A 20492-nucleotide genomic window follows, 5' to 3' on the forward strand; every position below is an offset into this window, starting at 1 on the left:
GCTCGACGCTTCATGGCCGGCCTGCCCACGCACCCCGGCACGGGGCAAGGTGCGGATGCGGTCGATCGGCACCGGTACCGACCGCCGTGCGCCTGCACGCCGCGCTCAGCCGCGCTCCAGCATCGGCGGCAACGGGCAGTGCAGCACGCCGCAGATCGTGCGCAGCAGTTCGGCCTCGGCGACCGAGACCCGGCCATCGTGCGAGACCGCGTCGGTGATCGCCTCGACCGCCACCTGCTTGGCCAGCGGGTCGAGCGCGTCCAGCGGCTCCCAGACCGCGTCCAGCGCGAGCACGCCCTCGGCCGGCGGCGCGTACGGCAGGTGGTCGCGCGGCAGCACCCGCTGCATCCCGGCGAGGTAGGCGCGGCGCGCGTCGTCGGGGTTCGACGGATTGCCCGCGTGCGCCACGACCGCGAGCAGGGTCGCGAACTCCTGGCGCACGTTGCCCGGCTTGCGCCGGCCGAAACGCGCATGGCGCCCGGGATCCAGGGTCTCGCGCAGTTGCACCTCGAGCAGGCGGCCGAGGCAGTATTCGAACAGCGACACGCGGCCATCGGTGTGGACCACCGCATGCACGGTGTCGAGGAAGGTGGCCAGCTCGGGCCGTGGCCGCAGCCGCAGGCTCGGGAACGCCAGCGCCGCCAGCGGCATGCGCAGCATCGGGTGCAACGCGTGAAGGTGTTCGTCGCGCAGGCGCCTGGCTTCCGCCGCGGCCTGCACCCCGATCCTGGCGACGATCTCGCTGCGCTGGCGGTCGGCGACGTCGGCGTCCTCGTCCAGCAGCAGCCCCAACAGCAGCGCTCCCGCGGTGTCGCGGCGCGCGGCAGCGGCGCGCAATTCCTCCGGCAGCGTCGCCACGATCGCATCGGCGCGGCGGTAGTCTTCCTGGTTCGGATCGGCGATTTGCGCCGCGACCATCGGCGGGGTCACGCTGAACCGGGCCGACGACTGCGGCAGCGCGGCATGCTGCACCAGGCCCAGCCGCAGGTCTTCGTCCAGGCCGCTGGGCGGGCTGGCCAGCCACTGCGCCTTCAGCCGCTCCAGGTTCTCGGGCTTGAACGACGGCTCCAGCGCCCTGATGCGTTCGAGCACCGGCGGATGGGTCGCGAACAGTCCGCGCAGCCCGGTGCCGTCGCCGAACAGCATGTGCCCGACCTCCTCTGCGTCCGCGCGTTCGCCCAGCCGCGAGCCGTCGTGCAGGCCGGCGATCTTCTTCAGCGCGCCGGCGAGCCCGGAACTCTGGCGCGTGAACTGGACCGCCGAGGCGTCGGCCAGCACCTCGCGGCTGCGGCTGACGCCGGCCTTGATCAGGCGCCCGAAGAACAGGCCGATATAGCCGACGAGCAGCGCGATCAGCGCGCCGACCAGGATCGGCATCCCGTCGCGGCTGCGCACGGCGCCGCCGTGCTGCAGGATCTTGCGCCCGATCAGGCCGAGCATGAGGATGCCGAACAGCACCCCGACCAGGCGGATGTTCAGGCGCATGTCGCCGTTGAGGATGTGGCTGTACTCGTGCGCGACCACACCCTGCAGCTCGTCGCGGTTGAGCCGGTCGAGCGCGCCGCGGGTCACCGCGATCACCGCGTCCGACGGCGAATAGCCCGCGGCGAACGCGTTGATGCCGGCCTCGTGCTCCATCACGTAGACCTTGGGCACCGGCACCCCGGAGGCGATCGACATCTCCTCGACCACGTTGCGCAGGCGCCGCAGGTGCAGGTCGGTGGTGTCCTCGGGCACGGCGACGCCGCCCATCTGCTGCGCCACGGCCTCGCCGCCGCTGCGCAGCGACGCCACCCGGTACAGCGAACCGATGCCGATCACGCCCAGCGCCAGCAGCGTCGAGATCGCCAGCAGCGCCGGGTCGCCGCCGAACACCAGCAGCACCGCGAGGTCGACCGCCACCACGATGCCGGCCACCGCCAGCGCGAACAGCAACACCAGCCGCGTCGTGTTGCGGCGCGCCTTGGCCTGGCGTTCGAAGAAGTTCATTGACGGCAGGGATCCGGAATTCGGGATTCGGGATTCGGAAGATCAGGAGCGTGCGTTCCGAGACGCGCGTGGCAGGCCTGGCCGATCGCTTTTCCGAATCCCCTATCCCGAATCACGAATCCCGGCTCTTCAGAACTGCACCTTCGGTGCCTCGCGCACCTCGGCCTTGTCGGCGGGGATGTCGAGCAGGGCAGCCGGGCTGAAGTTGAACATGCCGGCGACGATGCTGGAGGGGAACACCTCGCGCCGGTTGTTGTAGGCCATCACCGAATCGTTGTAGGCCTGGCGCGCGAACGCGACCTTGTTCTCGGTGCTGGTCAGCTCTTCGGTGAGCTGCATCATGTTCTGGTTGGCCTTGAGGTCCGGGTAGGCCTCGACCACCACCATCAACCGGCCCAGCGCACCGTTCAGCGCGCCCTGGGCCTGGGACAGCTCGGCCATCGCCGCCGGGTCGCCCGGGCTGGCCTTGGCCGCCGCCAGTCCCGACTGGGCGGCGGTCCGTGCCGCGGTCACCGCCTCGAGCGTGCCGCGTTCGTGCGAGAGATAGGCCTTGGCGGTCTCGACCAGGTTCGGGATCAGGTCGAAGCGGCGCTGCAACTGCACGTCGATCTGGGCGAAGGCGTTCCTGAACGCGTTGCGGGCGGTCACAAGGCCGTTGTAGATGCCGATTGCCCAGCCACCGACCAGCACCGCGATGCCGATCAGGATTGCCAGCAGAATCAATCCACTCACCGTGATTCCTCCCCTTGTTCATGCAATTCCGGAAACAGGCGCCTATGATCGCCTGAAGCGAGAGCATACGCAGGGGGCAGTGACGATGAAAGCGAAACTCCATCGACCCCGCCAGGCACGCCTCGGTCGCGCGTTGCTGGTGGGATTGCTGTCGGCGATCGCGCTTTCGAGTACTGCCCAGACTCCGTTGGCCTGGAACAAGGACGCGGGCGCGACGGCGGATGTGACGCCGGCGCCGACCGCCATCGTGCATCCCACCGACCGTCCCGCGCCGCTGCCCGCGGACATCCAGCGCATGCCGCTCGCCGACACGTTCGATGTGCGCGTGTTCGAGGCGATGGCGCAGGACCTGGTCGCCAATCAGCGCGTGCCGGGCCTGGCGATGGCGATCGTGCACGACGGCAAGGTGCTCAGCGCGCGCGGCTACGGCATCACCGACGTCTCGCACGCCGAGCCTGTCGACGCCCACACCGTGTTCCGCCTGGCCTCGCTCTCGAAATCCTTCGCCGGCACCCTGACCGGCATGCTGGTGTCCGAGGGCGCGCTGCGCTGGGACAGCCGCGTGGCCGACTTCATGCCGAGCCTGAGCTTCGCCGATCCGGCGGCTGCGCAGAGCCTGACCGTCGCCGACGTGCTCAGCCACCGCGTGGGCCTGCGCCACCACACCTACGACCGCGACATCGAGGCCAACGCCGAGTACCACAACCTGGTGCAGCGCTTCGCCGCCGCGCCGATGGCGTGCGCGCCCGGCCAGTGCTACGGCTACCAGAACGTGGCCTTCAGCCTGGTCGGCGACGTGGTGTTCGCCGCCAGCGGGCAGTTCTACAGCGAGGCGGTGACGCGGCGCATCTTCAAGCCGCTGGGCATGAACGACGCCAGCCTCGGCCTCGAGGGCATCACCGCCAGCGCACGCTGGGCCAGGCCGCACGTGCGCGCCGGCGGCGGCTGGAAGTCGCTGATGCCCAAGCCGACCTACTACTGGCTGGCGCCCGCGGCGGGCGTCAACGCCAGCATCAGCGACATGGCGCAGTGGCTGCTCGCGCAGAGCGGCCGCCGCCCTGACGTGCTGCCCGCGCCGCTGCTGGCGACGCTGCAGTCGCCGATCGTGGGCACGCCGGGCGAGATGCGCGGCGCCTCGTGGCGTCGCGAGCGCCTCAACGCCGCAGGCTATGGCCTGGGGTGGCGCATCTACGACTATTCCGGCCACCGCCTGGTCTTCCACGGCGGCGCGGTGCAGGGCTATCGCGGCCTGATGGCGATGCTGCCCGAGCGCGACCTGGGCGTCGTCATCCTCTGGAACAGCAGCAGTTCGCTGCCCTCGGGACTGCTGCCCACGATCCTCGACCGGGCAATCGGCCTGCCCTCGCATCGGTGGCTCGACGTCGATCCCGACCTCGAGAGCCTGTACGCGTCCGACGATGCGGCAACTCCCGCGACGGGCGGCCCGCAGTCCGGCGAAGCCTCGGCCCGCCCGCAGTAGACGCCGCGCGCCGCGCGCAACCGGGCGTCCGCGCCCGCACACGAATCGGCCCGCCACCCGGAAACGTCCCAGGCTGCGTGCCAGGCGATTCGCCCGACACCCCCAGGGCGGCATTGCGCACGCCGCACTGCGCCATGCATCGGAGCCCGCGACATGTCGTGCGGGGTGCCGGGCGGAGATCGCCACCGGCACTCCAGATCGTGGTCGCCAACCCCGGCCGGTCGCTGACGCCGAAGTCGAGACCCCGCTTCGGATGCCGCCGATCGATCGCGTCCGGCAAAAAAAACTCCCTCTCCGCCTGGGCACACGGAGAGGGAGTTTCGGTTACGGCTAATCGGGTTCAGATCAGGGGCGTGGGCATCGGCGGCATCGTCACGGCCGCACCCTTCCCGGTCTTCCTAGCCTTTTTTTTTGCGACTTTCCGGGCGGGCTTCTTGGCCGCCTTCTTCTTCGCAGCCTTCTTGGTCGCCTTCTTGGCCGCCTTCTTGGCAGGCTTCTTGGCGGTCTTCTTGGCAGCCTTCTTCTTGGCGACCTTCTTCTTCGCTACCTTCTTCTTGGCAGCCTTCTTGGTGGCCTTCTTGGCGCCCTTCTTGGCGACCTTCTTCTTGGCGACCTTCTTCTTCGCAGTCTTCTTGGCTACCTTCTTCTTCGCGACCTTCTTGGCAGCCTTCTTCGCTACCTTCTTCTTCGCGACCTTCTTGGCGCCTTTCTTCGCGGGTTTCTTGGTTGCCTTCTTGGCAACCTTCTTCTTTGCAGCTTTCTTCGCGGCCATAGGATGGCTCTCCTCGTCAGTTGACTTGCAGTACGACTGCCCAGTGCTCAAGCAGCGCGCGGGTATCGGACCCGCGCACAACCGCCGGCGCGCCAGGCGCGCCGGAACGGATTCGGCAGGAACAACGCGATCGGGGGTTCGCGGTCCCGGTAAGACGAAAACACCTGCGACTCGGGGCGCCGCAGGTGTCCGGTAGGAAGGGTGTCGGCTTTTGCAGCGGAGACGGTGCCTGCATCCACCTTGTAGAAGTCCGGGGCGGATGTCTTTTTTATGCTGCGCGTTTTCGCTGTGTGCTGACTCACTCGTTCTGTGGCCACGTCTGTTGGGGCGAAACCTAATCACGGTTTTTTCAGCTGTCAACACCCCTCGCCGGAAATTTCCCGTCCCGCAACCCGCGCGCGCGCCTGCGCGCTCCGTCATCGCAGCCGCTGCGGCAACGACGATGCATCGGGAAGCTTGCGACGTTCCTCTCCGCGCCTGCAACGAAAGCGCGGAAAACAAGTCGCTTTTGAAAAATAGTCGTCTGCGCGCGCGCGCCGCGGCACGAAAGGTCGTTGCGCTTCAGCCGCACGCGCCGCTTACCTGAAGGCTTTCCCGACCGCAGTCAGACGCCGCCGCCGAAACCAGGATTTCGCGCGCCGCACAAACCCATTTGCGCGAAAGTGCGCAAACTTTTCCGGCAGCCGGACACCTTCGAAGCGTCGCCGGGATGCATCCGGTCGGGCTTCGCGGGACGCGGGGCGAGACGAAAGTCGAAGCGGTTTCGACGCGTGGCGAGCGTGGGCGCGAGGTCGTCGGCGAGGACGCGATGGACGCGGCGACTCTTTGACGCGGAATCCACGCCGGGCGCGACGGGTGCCCACCGGCACCCGTCGCCGGAACGACTCAGTGGTCGTCTTCCTCGAGCAGTTCGGCGTAGTCGTCCGGATCGAGCAGGTCGTTGAGCTGGTCCGGTTCGCTGGCCTCGACCACCAGCAGCCAGCCTTCGCCGTAGGCATCCTCGTTGATCGTCTCGGGCTTGTCGGCAAGCGCGGCGTTGACCGCTGTGACGGTGCCCGACACCGGCGCGTAGACGTCGGACGCGGCCTTGACCGACTCGACCACCGCGCAGGCGTTGCCCGCCTCGATGGTGTCGCCGATGGCGGGCAGCTCGACGTAGACCAGGTCGCCGAGCAGGCCCTGGGCATGGTCGGAAATGCCGATGGTGACCTTGCCGTCACCTTCGACGCGTGCCCATTCGTGTGACTTCATGAACTTCAGGTCGCCAGGGATCTCGCTCATGCTGGTCTCCGGATCGTGCGGGTCTGGGGGAAGGTGCGGCTAGTGTAGCGAAGCAGGGCGGCGCCACCGCAAGCGCCGCCTGTCGGGACGCGGGACCTAGACCGGCTTGCCGTCGCGGACGAAGGGGAACTTCACCACACGCACCGGCACCTCGCGCCCGCGGATGTCGACGGCGACGCCGGAGGACAGGTCGCCGGCCGGCACCCGCGCGAACGCGATCGCCTTGCCGAGCGTGGGCGAGAAGGTGCCGGAGAGGATCTCGCCCTCGCCGTGCGCGGTGCGTACCTTCTGGCCGTGCCGGAGCACGCCCTTGTCTTCCATCACCAGCCCGATCATCTGCCGTGGCGCGCCGTCGCGCTGCTGAGATTCCAGCACCTCGCGGCCGTTGAACGCGCGCCCCTCGTCGAGCGCGACGGTCCAGCCCAGCGCCGCCTCGAAGGGCGTCACGGTCTCGTCCATGTCCTGGCCGTAGAGGTTCATGCCCGCCTCCAGGCGCAGGGTGTCGCGCGCGCCGAGCCCGGCCGGCTTCACCCCGGCGCGGAGCAGCGCATCCCACAGCGCCACGGCGCCGGCGTCGGACACCACCACTTCGAAGCCGTCCTCGCCGGTGTAGCCGGTGCGGGCGATGAACAGGTCGCCGAACGCGGTGCCGGCAAGTTCCACTGCGGCGAACTTGCCCACGCCGCCGGCCTTCGCCGCGTCGTCCCCGTCCAGCAGGCCGAGCACCCGTTCGCGTGCCGCCGGCCCCTGCACCGCGATCATCGACAGCTCCGGCCGTTCGGCCACCTCGACGCCGAACGGCGCCGCCTGCGCGTTGATCCACGCCAGGTCCTTCTCCCGGGTCGCGGCGTTGACCACCAGGCGGAAGCGATCACCGCCGAGGAAATAGACGATCAGGTCGTCGATCACCCCGCCCTGCGGGTTCAGCATGCAGGTGTAGAGCGCCTTGCCCGGCCGCTTCAGCTTGTCGATGGAATTGGCCAGCAGCCGGCGCAGGAACGGGCGCGCCTGTTCGCCCTGCAGGTCGACCACGGTCATGTGGCTGACGTCGAACATGCCCGCGTCGCGCCGCACCTGGTGGTGTTCCTCGATCTGCGAACCGTAGTGGATCGGCATGTCCCAGCCGCCGAAGTCGACCATGCGCGCGCCGAGCGCGCGATGGCTGTCGTTGAGGATGGTCTTGCGGGTCATGGGCGCGGTCCGGAGGGCTGTGCCGCGATTATCCCAGATCGATCCGGCGCCGCCCCGCGTGTGCCGCTCAGTGGTGCCGGTGCGCCGGTGCGTGGCCGTGGGTGCGACCGCTGCCGCAGTCGGGACCATGGCAGTCGGCGCCTTCCACCTGCAGGGTGGCATGGCCGATGCCGAACCGGTGCTCCAGCATCTCCCCGGCGCCGTGGCGCAGCGCGTGCGGATCGACGCCATCGTCGACCACCAGGTGCGCGGTCATCGCGGCCTGGCGCGAGGCCAGCGCCCACACATGCAGGTCGTGGACGCCGGACACGCCCGGCAGGCCGGCCAGGGCGGCGCGCACCTGTTCGAGCTCGATCCCGTCCGGCACGCCCATCATCAGCACGTTGCCCGCCTGGCGCATCAGCAGCCATGCGCGCGGCAGCACCCACAGGCCGATCGCCACCGCGATGATCGGGTCGGCCAGGCGCCAGCCGGTGAAGTGGATCACCAGCGCGCCGACGATCACGCCGACCGAACCGAGCATGTCCGCCCACACTTCCAGGTAGGCGCCCTTGACGTTGAGGCTCTCCTCGCTGCCGGCCTTGAGCAGCTGCATCGCCACCAGGTTGACCAGCAATCCGGCGATGCCCACCACCAGCATGCCCAGCGAGGCCACCGGCGGCGGCGCCAGGAAGCGGTGTACCGACTCCCACAGGATGTAGGCCGCCAGCGCGAACAGCAGCAGGCCGTTGAGCATCGCGCCCATCGCCTCGGTGCGCACGTAGCCGAAGCTGCGGCGCGCGTCGGGAGGACGCCGGCCCAGGCGGACCGCGACCAGCGCCACGCCGAGCGCGAAGGCATCGGTGGCCATGTGCACCGCGTCCGACAGCAGCGCCAGGCTGTTGGTCGCCAGCGCGGCGGCGACCTCGACCACCGCGAACACCGCGATCAGCGCCAGCGCCCACCACAGCGGCTTCTCGTGGCGGATGCTTGCGGCGCTGGCGTGGTCGTGGTCGTGGCCCATGGCGGCACGCTATCGGCGGGTTGCGCTGTTACACAATCGCGACGCCACCCGCTGCAGGGCGAACGCGTTGCGCCACGTGGCCGACCGCGTTGCCGCGATGGCGCCCGGCGTGCGCCTGCAGGCGATCGGGCAGCAAGGCTCAGCCGGCCGGCTCGACCCGGAGGACGATGCCGTCGGTGCCGACGACGCGCACCGGCGTCCCGGCGTCCAGGTCCGGGCCCTGCACCACCCAGAACGCGTCGCCGATCTTGACCCGCCCGCGTCCGGCGACGATCGCCTGGTCCAGCGGCACCACCCGGTCGATATGCTGGAACGCGCGCCGGTTGAGGTGGGGATGATCGCTTTCGCGCTCGTGGCCACGACCACGGACGAACTTCCGATAGACCTGGATCGAGGCGAAGCTCAGCACCACGAAGGCCGCGACCTGCGCCAGCATCGGGATCCCCGGCACCAGCAGCACCCCCAGGAACACCACCACCGCGGCGAAACCCATCCACAGCATGAAGGCGCCCGGCGCCAGCGCCTCGGCCGCGAACAGCAGCAGCGCGATCGCACCCCAGGCCACCACGTCCCATCGCAGGTCCATGGCTCAGTCTCCGGTCGGGACGGTGACGCGTTGCGGCGGCGGCGGATTGCCGCGCGACGCGGCCTGCTGGCTGCCGAGCGCCTGCTTGGCCAGCTCGGCGACGCCGCCGATCGAACCGATCAGGCCGCTGGCCTCCATCGGCATCAGCACGAACTTCTGGTTGGGCGCCGTCGCCAGCTTCTCGAAGGCCTGCACGTACTTCTGCGCGACGAAGTAGTTGATCGCCTGCACATCGCCCTGGGCGATCGCGTCCGACACCATCTGGGTCGCCTTGGCTTCCGCCTCGGCCAGGCGCTCGCGCGCCTCGGCTTCGCGGAACGCGGCCTCCTTCTCGCCTTCGGCCTCGAGAATCGCGGCCTGCTTCTCGCCTTCGGCGCGCAGGATCGCCGACTGGCGGTGGCCCTCGGCCTCGAGGATCACCGCGCGGCGCTCTCGCTCGGCCTTCATCTGCCGGGCCATCGAGTCGACCAGGTCGCGCGGCGGCTGGATGTCGCGGATCTCGATGCGGGTGACCTTGATGCCCCAGGGATTGGTGGCGTGGTCGACCACGTTGAGCAGCTGCGCGTTGATCGTCTCGCGGTTGCTGAGCGATTCGTCCAGGTCCATCGAACCGATCACGGTGCGGATGTTGGTCTGCACCAGCGCGATCGACGCGACCTCGAGGTTCGACACCTCGTAGGCCGCCTTGGCGGCATCCAGCACCTGGAAGAACACCACGCCGTCGACCTTCACCACCGCGTTGTCCTTGGTGATGACTTCCTGGCTGGGCACGTCCAGCACCTGCTCCATCATGTTGACCTTGCGCCCCACCCCGTAGACCACCGGGATCAGGAAATGCAGGCCGGGACCCATGGTGTGGGTGTACTTGCCGAAGCGCTCGACCGTCCATTCGTAGCCCTGCGGCACCATGCGCACGGTCTTGAACAGGATGATGACGCCGGCGACCAGGAGCACCGCCGTGAGAAACATGCCTCCGCCCATGGGATTCCCCTCCGTTCTTCAGTGGCATCGAGTATAGGTCCGGGACGGGCCCACCGGGCCCGGTGTGACCGGGCTGCGACGCTTTGCCCCGCCACCGCATCCACAATGGGGAATGCCGCCCGAATCCCGCTCAACGTCGAGCTTTGCGATCGAAGTGCCCAGCGCACTGATCGCCCGCGCGCGGGCCGGCGAACGGGCTGCGTTCGAGCAGGTCTACCGCTGGTTCGAGCGGCCCGTGTTCACGCTGGCGCTGCGCATCTGCGGCGACCGCGAGGAGGCTTCCGAAGTGCTGCAGGACACCATGCTCAGGGTGATCGACAGGATCGGCCATTTCCGCGGCGACAGCCCGTTCTGGGGCTGGCTGCGCCAGATCGCGGTCAACGAGGCGCTGATGCGGCTGCGGCGCGCGAAACAGCAGCCCGACGGGCTGGACCTGGACGTCCACGAACCCGCGGACGACCACGCCCCGCCGCCACCGGCCGCGGCGGATGCCGCCGCCCTGCAGCGGGCGCTGGCGACGCTGCCGGCCAGTACCCGCAGCGTGCTCTGGCTGTACCACGCCGAAGGCTACACCCACGAGGAGATCGCGACGCTGATGGAACGCACCGCGAGCTTCTCCAAGTCGCAGCTGGCGCGCGGCACCCGCCGCCTGCGCCTGCTGCTCGAACCGGACACCCGATCGATCCAGGAGTCGGCCCATGCCTGACGTGTCCCGAACCTCCGTTCCCCGCGACTGGCAGGAGGCGTTCGCCGCGTTGCCGCCGGAATCGCCGCCCGCCGACGGCTGGCAGGCGCTTGCGGCGAAACTCGATGCGCGCGAGCGCAACCGCTGGCCGCTCTGGATGGCGACCGCGGCTGTGCTGGCGCTGGCCGTCGCCGTGCCCTGGCGGCTGCAGGGTCCCGGGCCGGAAGTCGACACGCCGGACCCGGCGACGGCGTACATGCCGGCCGTGGTCGCATCCGCAGATCCGCTGGAACGGCTGTATGCCGAATCCGCGCAACTCGAATCGCTGCTCGCGATCGCCCGCGACGAACGCGTGTCCAGCGCAACCGCAGCCCTGCTTGCCGACCGGTTCGAGGACCAGCTCGCCGCGATCGACGCCGCGCTGATGCAACCCGGCCTGTCGCGCGAGACCCAGCTCACGCTCTGGCAACGGCGGGTCGAGAGCCTGCGCGATTTCACCGGCTTCGAAAGCAACCGCCGCTGGCTGGCCGCGCACGGCACCCGTTACGACGCGGCACTGGTCGCGGTCGACTGATCCAACCCTGTCTCCGTTCGAGGTGCCACCATGAAAACCGCTTCGCTGTCCCTGCTGGCCGTCGCCCTGGCCGCATTGCTCGCCGGCAATGCAAGCGCGTCCGATCCGGCGCGCGACGAGACCGCAGCCAAGGAACTCGCGCTCGCACGCGAGGAACTGCGCCGCGCCGCCGGTCGCGTCGCAGAACTCGCGCGGGAACAGGGCGACATCGCCAGCGTCCGCAGTCGCGCGGGGCGCGCGGTCATGCGGCCGATGATCGGCGTGCTGCTCAGTCCGGACGAACGGCCCGGGGTGCGCATCACCGGGGTCACCCCGGACGGTGCCGCGGCCACGGCGGGCCTGCGCAGCGGGGACCGGTTGCTGTCGGTCGACGGCGTGCAGATCCTGGGCAGCAACGGCGAGCTGCGCCTGGCCAATGCGCGCAAGCTGCTCGCAGCGCTGCCGGCGGATCGCCCGGCGACGATCGGTTACCAGCGTGGCGACCGCAAGGCGAGCGTGAGGGTGACGCCGAAGGCGGGCGCCCGTGCATTCGCCTTCAGAACCGGTGACGGCGGACGCTTCGAGTGGATCGACGAGGCGCAGTTCGAGCGCACGATCTCGTCGGCGATGGAAGGCCTGGACGCAGGGCTGCTGGCGCTGGAGTCCGTTCCAGGGATCGCCCCGGACGTGCGCCGCGAGATCGTCCGCATCAGCCGCGACGCCGGCGCCTGCAAGGGCAGGGACTGCCCGGCACCGGGGCTGCTGTCCGCGTTCCGCTGGAACGGCTTGAACCTGGCGGCGGTGGATCCGGAACTCGGGCGCTACTTCGGTACCGAGAGCGGCGTGCTGGTGCTGTCGACCGGCGAGCTGGAAGGCCTGCGGGCGGGCGACGTGATCCGCCGCGTCGACGGCAAGCCGGTGGCCACGCCGCGCGAGGTGATGGCGCAGTTGCGCGGCAAGGACGACGGCGACCGGGTAGCGATCGACTACCTGCGCGACCGCAAGCCGGGACAGGCGCGCATCGCCGTGCCCGAGCTGGCATGGCCGGCGCCACCCGCGCCTCCTGCACCGCCCGCGCCCCCCGCGGCGCCGAAGCCGCCCGCGCCGGCCGCCTCGGCCCCGCCACCGCCACCCCCACCGCCCGCGCCGCCGGCCGTGGCGTCCGCCGACGCGATGCGTTTCGGGTTCGTCGTCGCCGACCTGGTGCCGATCGCCACCGCGCGCCGCGGAATCGACGCCGCCTCCTGAGGCGTGGCCGCGGCGCCGCGCAACCCTGGCGCCTACTCCGCGGGTGCCGCTTCCGGACCGGCCGGCGCGACCCATTCGGCGAATACCGCGTCGATGTCGGCATCGCCCACGTCCTCGCCTTCCTGTATCCCGCCGGCCTGGGTGAACAGCGGGATGATCATGGCCATGCCGTCGATCTTCGTCTTCAGGCGCAGGCCTTCGGGCCGGGCGAGCGCCGCATCCCAGCGCGCGCGCACCTTCGCCCAGTAGTCGCGGGTCGCGTTCCAGTAGTCGTAGGCCGGCTGGAAGTCGACTTCGGTGTGCTTGCGGTAGTCGTTGAAGCCGAACTCGCGGGCGATGGTGCTCCCGGTGCTGCCGTCGGCGCGACGCACGACCTTGGTGTTGTCCTGCTCATGGGTCCAGCCGCCGGGCACGATGGTGTGGCGGTTCTCCACGTTCAGCGCGTTGTAGTCGCTGCGCTTGGTGTACTCGCGGCGCGGCAGCGGTCGCCAGGTACGGTCGGAGGTCCACGTCGCCACGCCGTAGCGGTGGTTCCAGCGGCCGGTTCCGCAGTAGCGCGGCGCGTCGCTGACTTCGTAGACGCACTGGGTCCACGCACCCTTGGTCCTGTCGACGGGGATGTCGCGCATGCGCCAGGTCTGGTCGGCGGTGAACTCCCAGCGCCGCGGCGCCTCGTACGTCCAGTCCTGGCGCCAGTGCTTGGTGACGTGCCCGCTCTTCTCGTCGAGCAGGATGTGCTGCAGCACGATCTTGCCCGGGCTGTCCTCCACCACGATGACCACCTCGTCGGCGCCGCTGCGCTGCTCCGGGGCACGTTCGTAACCGGGCGCCAGCAACACGGTTTCGTCGAAGGCGAAGCGCACGAGGAACTCGCCCTGCATCGCCAGGATCGCCTGGCGGTCCCTCTCCGGGTCGGGCGTGGAGGAATGTTCCCGGGCAGCGGCGGTACCGGACAGCGCCAGGGTCAGGGCGAGGAACGTCGCGGGCAGGTTCATGCTTGCTTTCCTGTGGTGTGTGGTCGGGGATCGAGGTGGATGGGCGAATACCCGTCGCCGGGACCGGAAACGCGTGCGGCGCGTGCGGCGCGTTCGCAGCAGCAGGCATCGGCCAGATCGCGCGCGTCGGCGCCCTGACGCTGCGCGATGCGGTGCGCGACCACGGCGCCGAGCGGCGATACCGGCGCCAGGCTCGCGGAAAGGACCGCGCGCGTCGCGGGCGTCTCGCCCGTTCCGCAGCGCAACGCGTGCAGGCGCAGCACGCTGCCCGCCCAGCGTCCGCCGAGCGGGCCGGACAGCCGTCGCAGCAGACGCTCGCCAAGGCCGCCCGCCGACGCCGGTTCCGCGCGCACCGGCAGTCGCGCCGCGAGCCGCTCCCAGGCCAGGAAATCGCTGTCCGGCAGCAGGTACAGGCGCCAGCAGCAACGCTCGCTGCCGTCGTAGAACAGCAGGTGTTCGCAGGCGACGTCGCTGTCGAGCTCCACCCCGGCCTCGACGCGCACCGCCTGCGACCAGCCCGCCAGTTCGCCGCCCGGCTGCTGCCGGTACAGGCACAGCACCGTGCCCACTCGCGCCAGCTGCTGAGGCGAGGGCAACGCGGGGCGCGTACGCGATGCAGCGACGACGTGGAACGGGGTCGGCGTCATCGGATCGCGGATCACCAGTCGATCGAGAGGCTGGCGGCGAGGTTGCGCCCGGGCGCGGTGTAGCGATCCACGGCGGCACTGGCCTGGCTCACCAGCGGCACGCTGCCGGAAGGCCAGACCCTGCGATCGGCCAGGTTTAAGATGCCGACGTCGACGCGGGCGCCGGGTGCGAAGCGCCAGTGCGCATACAGGTCGAGCACCGCATGCCCGGGCGACTGGTAGTACGTGGTGCCCGCGGGCGGCGTCGGCAGCCGGTCGCGGCGGTCGACGAAACGTCCCGCCAGTTCCGCGCCCCATCGTTGCGCGCCGTAGGCCAGGCCGAGGGTCGCGGTCAGCGGATCGACCGACTCCAGGGCCTCGCCGCTGTCGCGATCCTCTCCGCGCGACCACGCGGCGGCGCCCCTGATCGACCAGCCCGCCATCGCCGCGGACAGCGCGCCGAGGTCCACGCCGCCCTTGAACTCCACGCCATGGATGCGCGCGTCGGCGACGTTGCGCGACTGGAATACCATCAGCCCCTCGGCGTTGAAGCCGACGAAGCTGAAGGACTCGATGAAGTCCTCGTAGCGGTTGTGGTAGCCGGCGAGGCTGGCATGCACCGCATCGCCCGCGTAACGCAGCCCGAGCTCCAGTCCGTCGCTGGTTTCGGGTTGCAGGTCGGGGTTGGCGATCGCGGTGTAGCCGAACATCACGTTGGTGAAGCCGATGTTGACGTCGGCATACGGCGGTGCACGGAATCCCCGCGCATAACCGCCGAACAGCGACCAGTCCCCCGCGAAGTGCCAGACCATGCCGACCTTCGGCGAGACGCTGGTGTCGGTCAGGCCGACCACGTCCACCCCGGGGTTGTCCGCGGCGAAGATGTCGTCGATGCGCGGATCGAGGTCGTAGTGGTCCACGCGCAGCGCGGGCACCAGGCGGAACCGGCCCTGCGCGAAGCTGATCTCGTCCTGCAGGTAAAGCGCCGCGCTGGTGGTGCGGCTGACCGGGAAGTCGCGCACCGGGAACACGTCCGGCAGCATCACCGGCGTCTGCACGCCGGTGAGCGGGAAGCTGCGCAGGCCGTCGCGCTTCTGCCGGGTTTCGGTGCGCGACACGTCCAGGCCCCAGGCGAGGTCGTGCACCACGGCCTCGCCCAGCGACTTGCGGAAGTTCAACTGCAGGCCGTGCAGGCGCTGGTCGAAGTCGAAGCTGCGCTCGCGCACGTCGCGCAGGGTCGGCGCCGGCAGCGTGCGCTCCTCGACGGTGTACTGCGTGGTCTCGCTGTCCTGCCGGTAGATCTGCCAGTCGATCGCATCGGCGAAACCGGCGAGGCCGTCGATCTCGTGCGTCAGCGACACCCGCGCGCGAGTCTGCCTGTCCTTCGCCGCGACGCGGGTGTTGGTGGCGCCGGTCAGCGCCTGGAACCCCTGCGCGGTCAGCATGTCGGTGTCGGCAAGGTCCTCGTTGCCTTCCACCGTCAGCCGCAGGCGCTGGCGCTCGGACGGCGCGTAGACGAGTTTCGCCAGCAGGCTGCGGCCGTCGCGCGACTGCGGATTGGGCAGCGTGCGGGTCGCACCGGTGCCGCCGGCTTCGCCCATGTTCTCGGTTTCGCGACCCTGGCGGTGGCCGACGGCGACCATGCCCGACCAGCGTCCGTCGCCGAACGCCGCGGTGGCGCCACCGGACACTCCGTTCCAGTCGCTTTCGAAGCCGAGCCTGAATCCGAAATGGGCGTCCCTGCCCACCGCCAGATAATCCGACGGGTCCCTGGTGATGAACGAGACGGTGCCGCCGAGCGCGTCGGAGCCGTACAGCGAACTGGTGGGGCCGCGTACCACTTCCACGCGCTTGAGCGTGTCGAGGTCGACGAAGTTGCGGTTGGCGTTGGAGAAGCTGCCGATCGAGAACGCATCCGGCACCACGATGCCGTCGGTCTGGACGCGCACGCGGTTGCCGCCGAGTCCGCGGATGCGGATGTCGCCGATGCCGAAACGGCCGAAGTTCTCGCTGACGGTGATGCCCGGTTCGTAGCGGAACAGGTCGCGCAGGTCGCGCACCAGCAGTTCGTCCATGCGCTCGCGGGTGATGGCGTCGACCGTGTTCGGCACGTCGGCGATCTCGCGCCCGGTGCGGGTGGCGGTCACGACCACGCGATCGAGGTCGGCGGCGTCCGTGGCCGGGCCGGCAGCACCGGCGGTTTCGGCCAGGGCGGCCAGGGGAAACGCCGCGACCAGCGCGACGGCGAGCAGGGAGGGGCGCATGGACAGTCTCGAAAGGAGTTCGAGGCTGGCTGGCGTTGCGCCGCGTCGTGCGCGGCGGTGGCTTGCAGGCCTGGGGATGGACGCATCCGCCGGCGCCGCGCTCGGGGCGCCCGGCCGGACGTGTCGGCTTACTTGGTCAGGATCAGCTTGTCGTTGCGGGTGTGCCGCAGCCGGTAGTACTCGTTGCCATGGCGGATGCGCAGTTCGCGCTGTCCCTGGAGCAGGCGCAGGCTGTCGACCTCGACGGTCTGCGCCTGGGGACGGACGCGCTCATGGCCAACCTCGGCGGAGGCGGCGGACATCGGGTGGGTGTCTTGGCTCACGAACATTGGAGGATTCCTCGCCGGTCGGGAATCACAATGCTAATGATTCTCATTTGTCTGTCAACAGGTCGATCGGGCCGATTGGCCGGGACTATCGCGTGGCCGCCTCCAGACGCCGCCACAGTTGTTCGTCGAAACGCTCCACCAACGCCAGGGACCCAAGGTTTTCAATCAGTTGCGATGGCCGGCTGGCGCCCGTCACGACCGTCGAGACGTGCGGATTGCTCAGGCACCACGCGATCGCCAGGGGCGCCGGCGCCACGCCGAGTTCGGCCGCGATCGCACTGAACCTGCGCGCACGCTCCAGCCGCGCATGGCCCTCGCCACCCGCGCGCAGCGGACTGTCCGCCCCGGCCTGCCCGAAGCGACTGTCGGCCGGCACGCCGCCGTCGTACTTGCCGCTCAGAAGGCCCGAGGCCAGCGGCGACCAGACCGTGATGCCCAGGCCGTGCTCGGCGTACAGCGGCGCGTACTCGAGTTCGACCCGGTCGCGGTGCAACAGGTTGTACTGCGGCTGCTCCATCGTCGGCGGCTGCAGGTGCTGTGCGCGCGCGACATGGATCGCCTCCCGGATCAGCGCCGCGGGCCATTCGGAGGTTCCCCAGTACAGCACCTTGCCCTGGCGGACGAGGTCGTCCATGGCGCGGACGGTCTCTTCCACCGGCGTATCCGGATCCGGGCGATGGCAGAAGAACAGGTCCAGGTAGTCCACCCGCAGGCGCCGCAGCGCGTCGTGGCAGGCGTCGCGCACGTGCTTGCGCGAGAGTCCGGCCTGGGTCGGTCGCGGATCGGCCACCGAACCGAAGCGCACCTTGCTCGACACGCAGAAGCCGTCGCGCGGCAGGCGCAGGTCGGCGATCACGTCGCCGATCACGCGTTCGGCCTCGCCATGGGCGTAGTTCTCGGCGTTGTCGAAGAAGTTCACGCCGTGGTCCCAGGCCAGCGCGACCAGTTCGCGGGTCTCGCCGCGACCGAGCCGCGACCCGGCCGTCAGCCACGAGCCGTAGGACAGCGCCGACAGCTTCAGGCCCGAATGTCCGAGCCGGCGATAGCGCATGGTCGTCTCCGCGTCGAATCCGTCGACAGTCTATGCGAGCCTCCACCGCCGATCGCGCCGGCGGGAGGCGCGGTATCCTCGCGCGGCAATCCTTCCTGCGTCCACGGCCCCGAATGGAATCCGCCTCCCTCAAGCGCGTGCTCGCGACCCTGTTCGGGCGCCCGGACGAGGTCATGCTCGAGCTCGGCGCCGGCGGCGAGCTGCTGGTGGCCAAGCTGCGCGCGCTGCTGTCGCTGCTGGCGCTGGCGCTGCCGCTGGCGGCCGGGCTGGGCGCACAGGACACCACGCGCACCCTGGTCGGACTCGGCGCGGCGGTCTTCGTCAACCTCATGGCGCAGGTCTGGCTGGCCCTGGCGCGCAACCATCGCCGCCACCACTGGCTGCCCTACGCCACCGGCGCGTACGACGTCACCGTCACCAGCGGGATGCTGGCGCTGCTGGCGGTCGACCAGCCCGCCGCCGGCCTCAACAGCATGGTCGTCTGGTGCTTCTACCTGTTCGCGATCGCGCTCACCGCGCTGCGCAACGACGGGCGCTTGACGCTGTTCGTCGGCAGCCTGGCGATCGTGCAGTACGCGGTGCTGGTCGCCACCGTGCTGGCGCTGGCGCCGCATCCGGTGCTGTCGATCGACCATGGCGCGGTGACCCTGCGCGCGCAGGGCTCGCGCCTGTTGCTGCTGCTGATGATGACCCTGCTCACCAGCACGATCGTCTACCGGATGCAGCGCCTGATCGAGATGTCCGGGCGCGACGGCCTCACCGGCGTGCCCAACCGCGCCTGGCTGCTGCAGCGCCTGCCGCGCATGTTCGAGGCCGCGCGCCGCGACGGGCGCACGGTGTCGATCGGGCTGGTCGACATCGACCATTTCAAGCGCGTCTACGCCGAGATCGGCCAGCTCGGCGGCGACCGCGCGATCCGCCACGTCGCCGAGCACCTGCGCGACATGCTCGGCGAGGACGAGCACCTGGCGCGCATCGGCGGGCAGGAGTTCGTACTGGTGCTGTCGTGCCCGATCGGCAGCGCCTGGGAGCGGATCGACCGCTATCGCCGCACCCTGGCCGAGCGTCCGTTCCCCTCCGAGCGCGGCGGCGATCCGGTCAGCCTGGCCTTCAGCGCCGGCCTGGCGGCGTTCCCGCAGGACGGGAGCACCGCTTCCGCGCTGCTCGGCAGCGCCGACCGGCGCCTGCAGGAAGCCAAGCGCAGCGGGCGCAACCGCGTGATCGCCCGCGATACCTGAGGTGCCCGGCCGTCGCGCCTGCACGGCACCCGCCTTCCGCCGCGCGTGGCCCCCACCCTGCGCCGCGCACCGTCCCGGTCGCACGCAGCCGCGCCCGGACTCGGCAGGCGCAGGCCGCCGGCGGTTGCCGCGGGCTGCGCGCTGCTCTAGGCTGCCGCGTCAGTCGCCGGCCGGAACCACAAACCAGATGGAAGCAGTGCTGCGGGTCGGTTTCGGCGTGTTCGGGCTCGCGGTGCTGATCGGCCTGACCTGGCTGTTCTCCAACAACAAGACGCGCGTGGACTGGCGGCTGGTCGGCATCGGCTTGCTGCTGCAGCTCACGATCGCCGCCCTGGTGCTGCTCACGCCGTGGGGCGCCGGCGTGTTCGATGCGCTCTCCAGCGGCTTCGTCAAGCTGCTCGGCTTCACCACCGAGGGCGCGCGCTTCATCTTCGGCGACTTCAGCGATCCGTCCAAGTTCGGGTTCGTGTTCGCGTTCCAGGTGCTGCCGACGATCATCTTCTTCGCCAGCTTCATGAGCGTGCTCTACCACCTGGGCGCGATGCAGAAGATCGTGCAGGGCATGGCCTGGGTGATCACCAAGCTGATGAGGGTCTCGGGCGCCGAAACGCTGTCGGTCTGCGCCAACGCCTTCATCGGCCAGACCGAGGCGCCGCTGGTGGTGAAGCCCTATATCGCCGGTATGACGCCCTCGGAGCTGCTGACGCTGATGGTCGGCGGCATGGCCACGATCGCCGGTGGCGTGCTCGGCGCCTACGTGCTGCTGCTGGGCGGCGACGATCCCGCGCAGCAGGCGGTCTACGCCAAGCACCTGATCACCGCCAGCATCATGGCGGCGCCGGCGACGATCGTGATCGCCAAGATCCTGGTGCCGGAGACCGGCGAGCCGCAGACGCTGGGCAGCGTGCGCGTGAACGTCGAAAAGACCACCACGAACGTGATCGACGCCGCCGCCGCGGGCGCCGCCGACGGACTCAGGCTGGCGCTCAACGTCGGCGCGATGCTGCTCGCGTTCATCGCCCTGATCGCGCTGATCAACGCGCCGCTGGCCTGGCTGGGCGAGATCACCGGCCTGCAGGCGCTGCTGGGCAAGCCGACCACGCTCTCCACCCTGCTCGGCTACCTGCTCGCGCCCCTGGCCTGGCTGATCGGCGTGCCCTGGGAGGACGCGGGCACGGTCGGCGGCCTGATCGGCACCAAGGTGGTGCTCAACGAATTCGTGGCGTACGTGCAGTTGGGCGAGATCCTGCGCGGCAACGTCGCGGGCGTGACGCTCACGCCGCAGGGCACGCTGATCGCGACGTACGCGCTGTGCGGCTTCGCCAACTTCAGCTCGATCGCCATCCAGATCGGCGGCATCGGCGGGATCGCCCCGGAACGCCGCCAGGACCTGGCGCGCTTCGGCCTGCGCGCGGTGCTGGGCGGCTCGATCGCGACCATGATGACCGCCACCATCGCCGGCGTGCTGACCAACCTCGGGGCCTGAGC

19 protein-coding genes are annotated in these 20492 nt (G+C 70.1%); 6 read left to right on the forward strand and 13 right to left on the reverse strand.

The window, feature by feature from the left end:
* Window positions 1-105: 105 nt before the first annotated feature.
* Both FZO89_RS05235 and FZO89_RS05240 read right to left on the reverse strand, forming a co-directional pair.
* Window positions 106-1989 carry a M48 family metallopeptidase gene (locus FZO89_RS05235; RefSeq protein ID WP_149102256.1) on the reverse strand — a complete coding sequence of 628 codons (1884 nt, stop codon included), beginning with the start codon at window positions 1987-1989 and terminating at the stop codon, window positions 106-108.
* Between the two features lie 129 nt (window positions 1990-2118).
* Entirely contained in the window at window positions 2119-2721 is a 603-nt protein-coding gene (locus tag FZO89_RS05240; RefSeq protein ID WP_149102257.1) for a LemA family protein, read from the reverse strand.
* Window positions 2722-2806: 85 nt separating this feature from the next.
* Between FZO89_RS05240 and FZO89_RS05245 the strand changes: the two genes are divergently transcribed.
* A complete protein-coding gene (locus FZO89_RS05245) occupies window positions 2807-4201 on the forward strand; it encodes a serine hydrolase domain-containing protein (RefSeq protein WP_149102258.1) in 1395 nt (464 codons plus the stop codon).
* 340 nt (window positions 4202-4541) lie between these two features.
* Here FZO89_RS05245 and FZO89_RS05250 read toward each other — a convergent pair whose 3' ends face one another.
* The 6 genes from FZO89_RS05250 to FZO89_RS05275 all read right to left on the reverse strand — a co-directional run bounded on the left by FZO89_RS05250 (window position 4542) and on the right by FZO89_RS05275 (window position 10015).
* Complete coding sequence (locus FZO89_RS05250; RefSeq protein ID WP_149102259.1) at window positions 4542-4973, reverse strand: hypothetical protein; 432 nt, start codon at window positions 4971-4973, stop codon at window positions 4542-4544.
* A gap of 885 nt (window positions 4974-5858) precedes the next feature.
* Window positions 5859-6254 (reverse strand): glycine cleavage system protein GcvH, encoded by a 396-nt coding sequence (gcvH, locus tag FZO89_RS05255; RefSeq protein ID WP_149102260.1) that lies wholly within the window; start codon window positions 6252-6254, stop codon window positions 5859-5861.
* A gap of 96 nt (window positions 6255-6350) precedes the next feature.
* Complete coding sequence (gcvT, locus tag FZO89_RS05260) at window positions 6351-7445, reverse strand: glycine cleavage system aminomethyltransferase GcvT (protein ID WP_149102261.1); 1095 nt, start codon at window positions 7443-7445, stop codon at window positions 6351-6353.
* 67 nt (window positions 7446-7512) lie between these two features.
* Window positions 7513-8448 (reverse strand): cation diffusion facilitator family transporter, encoded by a 936-nt coding sequence (locus FZO89_RS05265; RefSeq protein WP_149102262.1) that lies wholly within the window; start codon window positions 8446-8448, stop codon window positions 7513-7515.
* Window positions 8449-8587: 139 nt separating this feature from the next.
* Window positions 8588-9028: an NfeD family protein gene (locus FZO89_RS05270; protein WP_149104051.1), complete on the reverse strand. Its 441-nt coding sequence runs from the start codon at window positions 9026-9028 to the stop codon at window positions 8588-8590.
* 9 nt (window positions 9029-9037) lie between these two features.
* Window positions 9038-10015, reverse strand: a complete 978-nt coding sequence (locus FZO89_RS05275; RefSeq protein WP_149102263.1) for an SPFH domain-containing protein — start codon at window positions 10013-10015, stop codon at window positions 9038-9040.
* Window positions 10016-10127: 112 nt separating this feature from the next.
* Here FZO89_RS05275 and FZO89_RS05280 point away from each other — a divergent pair, with 112 nt between their 5' ends.
* From FZO89_RS05280 to FZO89_RS05290, 3 genes are read left to right on the forward strand one after another with little or no spacing between them, the layout of a single operon-like run.
* Window positions 10128-10721: an RNA polymerase sigma factor gene (locus FZO89_RS05280; protein WP_149102264.1), complete on the forward strand. Its 594-nt coding sequence runs from the start codon at window positions 10128-10130 to the stop codon at window positions 10719-10721.
* Window positions 10714-11274 carry a hypothetical protein gene (locus FZO89_RS05285; protein ID WP_149102265.1) on the forward strand — a complete coding sequence of 187 codons (561 nt, stop codon included), beginning with the start codon at window positions 10714-10716 and terminating at the stop codon, window positions 11272-11274. Before FZO89_RS05280 ends, FZO89_RS05285 begins: the two co-directional genes overlap by 8 nt.
* Window positions 11275-11304: 30 nt before the next feature.
* Window positions 11305-12501, forward strand: coding sequence for a PDZ domain-containing protein (locus FZO89_RS05290; RefSeq protein WP_149102266.1), 1197 nt, complete (start codon window positions 11305-11307; stop codon window positions 12499-12501).
* A 32-nt stretch (window positions 12502-12533) separates the two neighbouring features.
* Here FZO89_RS05290 and FZO89_RS05295 read toward each other — a convergent pair whose 3' ends face one another.
* From FZO89_RS05295 to FZO89_RS05315, 5 genes are all read right to left on the reverse strand, one after another.
* Window positions 12534-13496 (reverse strand): DUF6607 family protein, encoded by a 963-nt coding sequence (locus FZO89_RS05295; protein WP_187471048.1) that lies wholly within the window; start codon window positions 13494-13496, stop codon window positions 12534-12536.
* Entirely contained in the window at window positions 13493-14143 is a 651-nt protein-coding gene (locus FZO89_RS05300; protein WP_425480458.1) for a Hemin transport protein, read from the reverse strand. The genes FZO89_RS05295 and FZO89_RS05300 overlap by 4 nt, the downstream gene beginning before the upstream one ends.
* An 11-nt stretch (window positions 14144-14154) precedes the next feature.
* Complete coding sequence (locus FZO89_RS05305; protein WP_149102267.1) at window positions 14155-16386, reverse strand: TonB-dependent hemoglobin/transferrin/lactoferrin family receptor; 2232 nt, start codon at window positions 16384-16386, stop codon at window positions 14155-14157.
* A gap of 128 nt (window positions 16387-16514) precedes the next feature.
* Complete coding sequence (hemP, locus tag FZO89_RS05310) at window positions 16515-16715, reverse strand: hemin uptake protein HemP (protein WP_149102268.1); 201 nt, start codon at window positions 16713-16715, stop codon at window positions 16515-16517.
* An 85-nt stretch (window positions 16716-16800) separates the two neighbouring features.
* Entirely contained in the window at window positions 16801-17766 is a 966-nt protein-coding gene (locus FZO89_RS05315; RefSeq protein ID WP_149102269.1) for an aldo/keto reductase, read from the reverse strand.
* Between the two features lie 113 nt (window positions 17767-17879).
* Between FZO89_RS05315 and FZO89_RS05320 the strand changes: the two genes are divergently transcribed.
* Together FZO89_RS05320 and FZO89_RS05325 are read left to right on the forward strand one after the other, a co-directional pair.
* Entirely contained in the window at window positions 17880-19004 is a 1125-nt protein-coding gene (locus FZO89_RS05320; RefSeq protein WP_149102270.1) for a GGDEF domain-containing protein, read from the forward strand.
* Between the two features lie 187 nt (window positions 19005-19191).
* On the forward strand, window positions 19192-20490 hold the full coding sequence (locus FZO89_RS05325; protein WP_149102271.1) for a NupC/NupG family nucleoside CNT transporter: 1299 nt from the start codon (window positions 19192-19194) through the stop codon (window positions 20488-20490).
* Window positions 20491-20492 lie beyond the last annotated feature (2 nt).

It is taken from the genome of Luteimonas viscosa (assembly GCF_008244685.1).
GTDB lineage: Bacteria > Pseudomonadota > Gammaproteobacteria > Xanthomonadales > Xanthomonadaceae > Luteimonas > Luteimonas viscosa.